The 9159-nt window shown below is 55.4% G+C and carries 8 protein-coding genes; 6 read left to right on the top strand and 2 right to left on the bottom strand.

Annotated features, from left to right (window positions below; all coding sequences use genetic code 11):
* The first annotated feature begins 370 nt into the window (after positions 1-370).
* The 6 genes from GJ631_RS10840 (at position 371) to GJ631_RS10820 (ending at position 3171) form a co-directional block, all read left to right on the top strand.
* Positions 371-661, top strand: coding sequence for a hypothetical protein (locus tag GJ631_RS10840; RefSeq protein WP_156709181.1), 291 nt, complete (start codon positions 371-373; stop codon positions 659-661).
* On the top strand, positions 658-1005 hold the full coding sequence (locus GJ631_RS10835) for a hypothetical protein (RefSeq protein WP_156709180.1): 348 nt from the start codon (positions 658-660) through the stop codon (positions 1003-1005). Before GJ631_RS10840 ends, GJ631_RS10835 begins: the two co-directional genes overlap by 4 nt.
* The gene (locus GJ631_RS10830; protein ID WP_156709179.1) at positions 1002-1553 is read left to right on the top strand and encodes a hypothetical protein; all 552 of its coding nucleotides are present in this window, start codon (positions 1002-1004) and stop codon (positions 1551-1553) included. Before GJ631_RS10835 ends, GJ631_RS10830 begins: the two co-directional genes overlap by 4 nt.
* Positions 1550-2245 (top strand): hypothetical protein, encoded by a 696-nt coding sequence (locus tag GJ631_RS10825; RefSeq protein ID WP_156709178.1) that lies wholly within the window; start codon positions 1550-1552, stop codon positions 2243-2245. Before GJ631_RS10830 ends, GJ631_RS10825 begins: the two co-directional genes overlap by 4 nt.
* 318 nt (positions 2246-2563) lie before the next feature.
* Positions 2564-2695: a hypothetical protein gene (locus GJ631_RS19250; protein WP_255453942.1), complete on the top strand. Its 132-nt coding sequence runs from the start codon at positions 2564-2566 to the stop codon at positions 2693-2695.
* Complete coding sequence (locus tag GJ631_RS10820) at positions 2692-3171, top strand: hypothetical protein (RefSeq protein ID WP_156709177.1); 480 nt, start codon at positions 2692-2694, stop codon at positions 3169-3171. Before GJ631_RS19250 ends, GJ631_RS10820 begins: the two co-directional genes overlap by 4 nt.
* A gap of 33 nt (positions 3172-3204) precedes the next feature.
* On the opposite strand, the gene GJ631_RS10815 is transcribed toward GJ631_RS10820, so the two are convergent.
* Together GJ631_RS10815 and GJ631_RS10810 are read right to left on the bottom strand one after the other, a co-directional pair.
* Positions 3205-7680 carry a hypothetical protein gene (locus tag GJ631_RS10815; protein ID WP_156709176.1) on the bottom strand — a complete coding sequence of 1492 codons (4476 nt, stop codon included), beginning with the start codon at positions 7678-7680 and terminating at the stop codon, positions 3205-3207.
* A 469-nt stretch (positions 7681-8149) separates the two neighbouring features.
* Entirely contained in the window at positions 8150-9058 is a 909-nt protein-coding gene (locus GJ631_RS10810; protein WP_156709175.1) for a hypothetical protein, read from the bottom strand.
* Between the last annotated feature and the right edge of the window lie 101 nt (positions 9059-9159).

Raw genomic sequence — 9159 nt, 5'->3', positions numbered from 1 at the left:
GGGACGTGGCCAAGCCAGGCATGGCGGCTGACTCCAGAGGCCACGCGCCCGGTGACGAGACTCCAGACTGATATACCGAGCGGACGACTGATCATCGCTCCGCGTTGACGACCCTCTGGAGGACCGAGGCGCTACACCGGAGATATCAGTAGATCGGGGTTCAAATCCCTCCGTCCCCCCCATACTGACTAAAAAGGTTACTCAGGGAGTTATACGGCCAGTTACCCGAGGTTATGGGGGTGGCTCACATGGCCGCTGAGAGCCGACCTACCATAACGCCGACATACTGTTGTGAGTGGTGCGGCCAACCTATCGAGGACTTACTCGACGACCAGCAGTGCCCGGCCCTCGATGAGGGGGTGTGTCGGCCATGACAGGGAAGCCCGCTGCCTCCGACTGCGACCACCCGACGTACCCTGAGTACGCGGACCGATTCGGCGAGGACCCCGCCCGCATCCTGTATCACATCAACGACCCCGAGGCCCGAATTCGCGGCCTCGAATCCGTTGCCCTCGTGCGGGCGTATCTCGATGTAGAGACCGACCGCAACGAACCGAGAGGCGAGGTCGTCGCCACACTGAATCGCCGCCAGCGCGAACTGGAGGCCGCCCAGGCCGACGCTAAGGCAGCGGTCGCGACCGACGGAGGTGAGCGACGGTGACCGAGCCCGACAGCGTCACGGAGTGGGTGGTTGCCGAGGTCGCCCATCGGGTCGCTCCCGAACCAGACGGCAAGCAAAACGTCCAGTCGAACGTCTGGACTTCGAAAGAGCGCCTTCGCGACGACGGCCGGAAGTTCTCCGTCCGATACGACACAGACGAGATAGAAGCCGCCGTCGCTGCACTCGACGACGCCGGGAAAATCGTCTCCTGGCACGGCCTGCTCGCACCAGCAACGGACGAGCACCTCAAAGCGCTCATCGAGAACGAATCCAAGGCCGACATCAAACGAACCACGCTCGTCGGCCAGTGTAACGCGCTACTTCAAGGAGGTGAGGCCGCATGAGCACCGACGCCAGCGACTCGATGGGCGGCACCGGTGCCGACAACGACGACGGCCAGCCGCGAGAGGAACTCTTCGACGAGCCCGAACTCCAGCGCCTCCGGACCGAAGCCAAGAACATGGTTCGTGAGGGCGCGCTCGATCTCGCCCAAGTCGCCCTCGACGGTCGCCTCGAGGACGGCCAGCAGCTGGCCGAGGGCGAAAACGAGGCTTTCAGAGAGTCCGTTCGAGAGGAACTCGACGAAACACCCGACGAGACGGTGCGAGAGCGTCACGAGCACGACGAGGGCGCCCGTGACGGCTGGGGGCCCGAAGACGTCGACTTCGACGTGCTGTGGGACGAGTACGACTGGTACAAGCCCGTCGGGCGGACGAAGCTCCTGGGCGCGCTACAGGTGTCGGACCACACGGCGTTCAACAGCGAGAACGCCGCGCTGCGGTGTGTCGAGTACGCCCTCGAAACCGGGAAGCTCGTCGATATCCCTCAGAACATCCCCGGGAAGGCCGACCCCAAACGCAACTCGAAATTCCGGCGAGGTGACGGCCGATGAGCGCCAACGAAGATCTCTCCGATCACGAAGCCGCAGTCCTGAGCTACACGCCAGAACAGGAAAACGGCGACGGCGACGCGGTCGCAGACGACCGCGACAGCGAGGAGCCTGTCGAAGACTGCGACGACACCGAAGACCGCATCGACGCCTTGGAGGACGCCGTTGCGTCGCTTCGTAACGACCTCGACGAAACACGTCGCGAACTCGCCGAGGAACGCCAGCAGAAGCAGGACCTCGTCCAGATGGTGAATGAACTCCAGCGCGCTGTCGAGAGTGACGGCAGTCTCGACGGCACAACTACGCTGGAGAAATACACCAACATGACGCAGCAGGAGCGCGAGGACCTGCTGTCTACCTCCAAGCGCCGAGCGGTCGAGGTGTACCTCCACTGGGACGAGCTGGCGTGGGACGTCAACGGCACGACGATGATGGAGACGAAAGCCCGCGTGAACGCGAAGAACCAGCCCTCCCAGATCAAGTACCGCCTCGAACAGCACTTCGGCGAAGACCTCGCCTGGAACGAAGTCTATCGGCTGATGAAGGCGATGGCGAAGCTCTCGGGTGGCGAGGAACGAACCAACGACGAGAACTACACCCACATCGAGGGCGGCGACTTCGAGTACCACATGGAGTCGGTTCGGTCGACGGCAACGGACGAGACTCGGCGGTTGTTGAAGGAGGTCTCGCGATGAGTCGGCAAACCTCTTACAGCGTCGTAAGCGGTATCGGGCGACTGGCCGTAAGAGATATCGGCGGGAGCGGTGTCGTGACGCGGTCGAAGCCGCCTCCTAGTAATAGCTGATGTTGTGCTGTATGCGTTGCAATTATGTTCTCTTACACAATTAGCTATGCGCCCGGCCCTCTTGTTTCACACAACCGACCAACGGGATGACGGTCGGTTGTGTGAAACCTCTTACGACGCTGTAAGAGGTATTGACTCACCGCGGTATCTCTTACAGCGCTGTAAGCGTCTGCGAAGTTCTAGGGTGCCTGCATGCGTGCATGCAGGTATGCGGAAGATACCCACCGAGTTCCAGTTACGACCTGATCAAATCAACGCTATCGACGACGAGACGGACAACCGTTCGCAGTTCGTTCGTGACCTCCTCGACGACGAACTCGGCCTGGAGGGCGAGGCATGACCGACACCCGCCTCTCGTGGCCCCGACGTGTTGTCGACGGCACGCCCGTCGTCGACGTGCTCGACGGCCGCGACACCCACGAAGCTATCGACCCGTCGGCGTGGCTCGATGCCCTCCAGCGGACGGCGGGCGGGGTCGCCATCTACTTCGAGCTCGTCGCCGACCACGAGTGGTGGCTGGCGTACGACCCGACGCCACGGGTGTTCGACGCGCTGGAAGGCCCGTATCACATGTGGTCGACGTACCCCACTGGTGGCTGGGACCATCAACGAAAGCACGCAGGCGTCGTTCGGCACAACCTCGCCGACATCTACTGGAAAGGCGACCCACCGGAGAAATGTGACATCTATCGGTCGCGCGTGGTTGCCATCGAGGACGACCCGCGCGACTTTCGGATTCCGACCGAACCACCAGCAACTAAGCAGGTATTTGGAGATATACTCGATGCTGACTGGGCTTCGTCAGACGCCGATTGATTATCACTGCACAGGAAACTCCAATAGTGATATTCAGTCAACACTATATTCCCGTAGTAGGCTAAGGAATGTTTGATCATGCTCTGCCACCATTTCAGTTACTTCAAGCGCGAGGTCGCGGGTATCCCCTCCGGCTTGAAGCGCAGTTTCCAATATGGTCATTGCCTCATCCTCAAACTCCATGTAATCAGGAATCTGGGGCTGACGGAGAAGTTTACCGTAAATTTCGATACAGCAATGAGGGTTGTTGTCCGCCCATCTCGCCAAATAGGTCTCCAACGTCTTCCACCCACGTCGATTGTATACAAGAATCGGAGTCGTGCGCTGTAACATCGATTTAATCGTCGTCGGTTCAACCTCCTCGGGGATCAGATCAAGCCATTCTACGAACCACCCAAATTCCTTCGAATGAGCCTCATAGTTATCACTCGATTCGTCTAAGCGCCATTCCCACAGTGCCCGGATATCTGGCCACCGTTCACGGAACTCCGGTTCTTGGTCTGCCCACCGCCACAACTGCCACGCTGCACTCCCAGCCGTATCGGGGCTTGTGTTCTCGTAGAAGTAGGGCAACAAACTGTCAGACGACGTCAACGATTCGTCTGTGTGAATATACGAGCAGAGGGCGTGGCCGACGAACCTGTTCCCTTCGGTGTTCCCGGTGAACCGATCCTCTGTGCCGTGTAACTCAATCGAATGGAAATACTGATCCTTCAGGTCGTGATAAAGTTCGTCCACCCAAGGAGAGACACTAAGATATGCCGCCCAAGCAGCACTGAAGCGGTCACGGGCCTCCGAATCATCTTCCATCGGAAAGAGGGTCTCAAGATTATTCTCAACCAGTTCCCGATCAACCCATAACAGATTCCGAAGCCGCTTCCCGAAGACGCAATGGACCGCTGTACTCGGATCGTCCATTTTTCTGATGAGACATGTTCGGACGCCGGATTCAATGCCGGATTCTTGTTCTTTGTCGTACCCGTCAAATCCCGCAGCTTTTGCGCGTTCCACTGCATATGTGATGAGGGTGTCAACGGCGATAGGCCGGACCGCATTTATTGCAACCTGTAGTGGACGGTCGTGGCCAAGATACCCGCGGTCCTCGTCTTCGAGTTCTGGGTCAGAATCGTTAGCAAGAGTTAGTAGACAGTCACGAATCCCATTCTGATGCTCTAACAGGGTAGTCTTTTCCTGGGATAGCCCCTCTGACAGTAACCGGCACGCATGTTTACGACTTGATGAGGCCTGAGCATCGTCGCGCGTCGTTGTCTCCTGACACAGGTCGAGAACCGGCCCCCATTCGAATTCACGGTCGGCGTCAAGCGCGTCGCGGAAGCCATCAAGTCCGTAGGCGATGTAGATGGAATCTGCGTCGAAAAGGATATTCAGGTAGGGTGTGAATTTGCTAGGCGATTCTGCAATCAATTCCTTGATATCTTCTGCGAGGCCGCGTGGTGAAATCTCGGTGAGGAAATCCGTGTCCCCATCGGCCTCATCCGGGTCCCAGTTAACGCATAGTTCGAATATCTCATCAGCGTCCAGATCACGGAGTTCTTCAGAATCCATCGGGCCTTCGAACGAGACTGCGCTCATCCTCGCAGAGCGATTACCCTCGAGATGGTCTGGTTCACCATATGTTTCAACGAGCTGTTCAACACGGTCAACTTGATCGCCCGAAAGATGGTCACGTATCATCCATAATCGGCGTAACTGCCATAGGTCAATTTCCTCATCTACGACATCGTCAATGTCGCGCTCAGGGAATCGCTCTTCCCGTGCTTCTGCTTTTTCAACCAATTCTGCTCGGTCTGGGCCCTCATCGATGATGTCGAGGACCCGGTCTTGCTCCACAGTGGATAAAACCTGGTACCCGTCTTGGAGCAACTGGAAGAATTCCTGTTTAATCGAATAGTCGTCATAATTCTCCTCTGCGAGGAGTTCTTCTCGGACCATATCAGGGAACGCAGCGGCATTCTGACTCAGAAGGTAGAGGCCGAGCCGCCGGAAGAGTCTAAAATCGTTCAGATATCGATCCAACAGGGCGCGACGATCTGCGGCGGACGGCTCTGTAGCAATCCATTCTTCAAGGAAGCTCCGAAGTTCGTCGAGAAGAACTTCCTTGAGTTTTGAATTGTGCAGGTCAGATCCACCTGCGTACCGTGGCCACGGCAGTTCACCCGGGTCCGCATCCATTTCCTGCGCTTCCAGTCGGATAGCCTTGCGAAGATTGGACTCTAAGAGGTGAATGACGTCCTCCGTGTATTCTTCTGGGAGATCGGCCACAACCGTTTCAATCGCCTTTTCAATAGTATGAACACGCGCGACCGCAGTCGCTTCGGTCTGCATTCGATGGTTCCAGGTCTCCCCATTAGCGAGCTCCCTCTGGATGATTTCCGGGTCAGGTGGCTGCGGGTCGGTAAATCCAGACAGCATTGAAAGGGCGCTGTCTATGGCATTCTCTGCAACCAGTTTTTCGATGAAATTGTGGTAATGAACGGTATAAGGACCTACCTCAGCGTCAGCCGCCGGAAGCCAGTCGGTGAAGACCTCCACACACTGTGTTGCCTGCTCCGTCGGAAGTTCCTCCGCTGCTTTTACAAAGGCCGCTTGGAAGCGATCTTGATCCGTGCCTGTACTCTGGATGATATCAACGGTCAAGTCCGGGACTTCGGTCGCGACTTGTTTTAGATACGCCATCACCGGTCCGCAGGGGTCATCAAACCGTCCTCGCTCATAGAGGGTCTCCACCCAAGCTGCTGATTCGAGATTCGTATAGAAATATTCGCAATACTGTTCGTTTGAATCAATCTGCGAGAGTGCAACGTCTACAACATCGTCCTCAACGTCCGCCGGCTCCCATGTCGTGATTTCATCGATGATTCGAGTGGCCGCATAATAGCCGAGGTTGTCATCGGACAACGCCGCATCAAGAAATTCCTTCGCCGATACGCCATCTCGTTTGAGCAGAATTCGTATCACCCAACGGAAAACCCCTGCTGCGACACGTTCGTCAATTTCCCCTAACACCTCCTGGGGGGTAGTCCACCCTAGCCGGTTCACTGCGTTCCAGGCGTAGAAGTAGTCCTGAAGTTCCTCGTGTCGGAATCGGTATCGTTCCCCAACTTCTCTGACAATAACATCTCGGCTGATAAGACGCTTATCCGGTCGTTCCCGCCGGAGGCTGATCGGAAATACGCGAGACCCGTCTCGAAGACCCGTCTGTGCAAGTTCGATTGCCCGTGCCCGGACCTCGTCTCCGGACCGTTCATCCCATTCACCGCCTTGCGTTTCTCGTTCGACCAGGGTTTCCTGATACTGGTCCCACAGCTCCACTTGTGCCCTTATGGCGGTGAAGTCGATCTGTGATGGCTCAGTTCGTGTTTTTAGTTCAGCGATGATTGAGAGATTCAACAGATTCTGACCAAGCGTTAGGATTTCATCGCTGTAGTCGGTGATACCGAGGTCTGAAAGAGTGTCACGGACCTGCGGCCGTGACAGTTCGGAGACCGTGACCGTCGTGAACCTGTCTTCGTCGGTAAGCGAATCAAAGACTCGCTGGTTTTCCAGATCCCAACTGCGGCAGGCAGCGGCAGGATAGACACCATCAACATCACTTACCGCTGTGAGGAAATCAGTGAAGATGTTGGCCGCAGGGGTCCCCCCTATGTTGTCGAGCTGATCTACAATCACCAAACAGTTATTGTGCCGGCCAACACGGGCGACAGCATCCGAGAGAGGTCCGTTGAAATCAAACGCGTGCCTGAGCTCGGTAGCCGTCGAGCATTCCGAAAAGCGTCGAGCATCGATGAACAATACCGGGTTGTCAGTCCACTGCTCTACGAGCTGAGCAAGCACACCTGATTTCCCGACGCCACCCTCTCCGGTCACCAACACTCCATCGCCCGCAGTAAGCTTGGTATGAATCTCTGAAACTTCCGATCGAGATAGATGTTGGTCAAGAAGAGGGATTGTCGTCGATACCCCCTTCAAGGTTTTCTCGGTTTCACGCTTGAACGCCTCGACAATATCCGCATAGTAATCACCGTTCAGCGGGGGAATCCCTAGTACTTCCTCACTCAGTTTCTCGTGCTCAGGTTGCGTTACCACGTCCGCAAACCATGTTCGCTCGTAGATGACGAGTTCCCACCCGTACTCGTCTTGAACGTGCTGCTTCCATTCCTGCTGGCGGGCGTTCGTGACTTCCCCAAACGTGACGAAAATGAATGTCTCGATGTCGTGACCCACCTCACGACACCGGTCACAATCTCCCGTCAGTTTCGACCTCGTATTTGTCTTTGAGATGGCGAACGTGATATCTTCCCCATCCACAGACGGAAGGTCTGTGACCGGCAGCTCTTCTGTTTGGGCGTCTTGACCGAGGTCGTCCTGATCCGGAAGTGGATTTAAGTTCGGAAATAACTCTCGCTTGAGAAGACGGCGGGCAAGCTTCTGAAAATCGAACCCGTCTAGTTCGTCGATAGCCCCGAGAATATCCTCTTCTCGTCCCATACTTCTTCTAAATATCCCGGATATATAAAATTGAGATACAGGGCTCAAACGCTCCAATTCGAACTTAGAGAAGCCAATCGTATACTGACGTAGGGACCTCGCTCGGAACGGCGTTCAATCGTCAGGATATACTAATAGAAATGAGACGCGGTGAACAAGTCGAATCTTACTGAGAAGCAGAATCACCAAGGCTTGAAAACAGTTGGGTGATATCATACACCTATGTCTGGTGAGTTCTGGTGCGAAGAATGTACCAAATGGGTAGAAGCGAGCGAAGTTCACGAGACCTCTGAAGTTGTCCGTGAAGACAGAGGAGACAAGCGAACTGTTTACGAACACGAACTGTGCGGTATGGAAGTCACTCCTGCCGACGAGTATTAGGGTGCTGAAGAGCAGAACACCCGATTAGATTTCTCCAGCCTGTGTGACTGATAGGGGCCACTGAACACCCAGATATGTGGCTTTAGATTCAGAGGAATAGTTCTTCGAGCAGAATAGAGAAGCGTTGCTTGACGCGTCTTACCTCGATCTCAGATACTTCACCCTCCTTGTGGTGAGCCATCCAAACACGCTCAGTATTCATCTGTCGCAACGCTTCAGAAGTGGTTTGCTTGACTTTCCCCGTTTCTTCGATTTCTTCAATCAACCCTTTGAACCCTTTTCCCCGTCCATAACCTTCTTCTTCCATCAAATCGCGGTTCTCCATCTCTGCAATGTAGCAGATGATGGCCCACTCTATACCGTGGACGTAGGCGCAAATCGCTGGCCGAATGAGGGAATACCGGAGGGCTTCGTCTGCGTCATCGGCGAACTGAGTTACGTAAGAGCCATATTTGTATTCCTGAAGCTGCTTACGGAGATGCTGTTCTAACGCCGGTTCGTGGTTTTCAGCACGAGTGAACGGTTCTCGGAGGATACTAAATCCGACTTCTGTAGCAATATCTCGTAGTTCACTCTTGCAGGTCCTTACTGCACTCTTGGGGTTTGCGTCCCCGAAATCCCCACTCAGTCGGTCTAATTTATCTCGAAGAGCAGGGATACATTCAACCTCCACGACATACCCTTCATCGCCGTTTTCCCACGAGGTCGGGATGAATCTGAATTTGATGCGATACGGATGGTTATGGCGCGTCTCTTTCAGCGCCTCAATCGCTTGTTCAGCCGTCTTGTCTGCCTCATTCGCTAACCCGACTTTATGCTTCAACCTCCACCACAATCTCGGTGAGGGCTGAGGATTTAGGAGCATATATTCCCAGACCCGTTGACCTTGATGTAGTATGTCATATCCGCGTCTGGTCATTACGTCCGTGAGTTGTAGTTGAGCAGAACTGGGAGACCGGTTACCGCCGTCCTGTATAAAATAGAACTCTGCTTCCACCTCTAATTCGTCCGGGTCAAGAGAGTGTTCCGCCATCGATTGAGTAAACAAAACAGACCCGTTCCCTTATTGTTACCCTCGGTTCGGGCACTCGCCAGTGT

Origin of the sequence: Natronomonas sp. CBA1123, assembly GCF_009741925.1 — an archaeon.
Classification (GTDB): Archaea; Halobacteriota; Halobacteria; order Halobacteriales; family Haloarculaceae; genus Natronomonas.
This window is presented reverse-complemented; position numbering and strand designations above follow the sequence as displayed.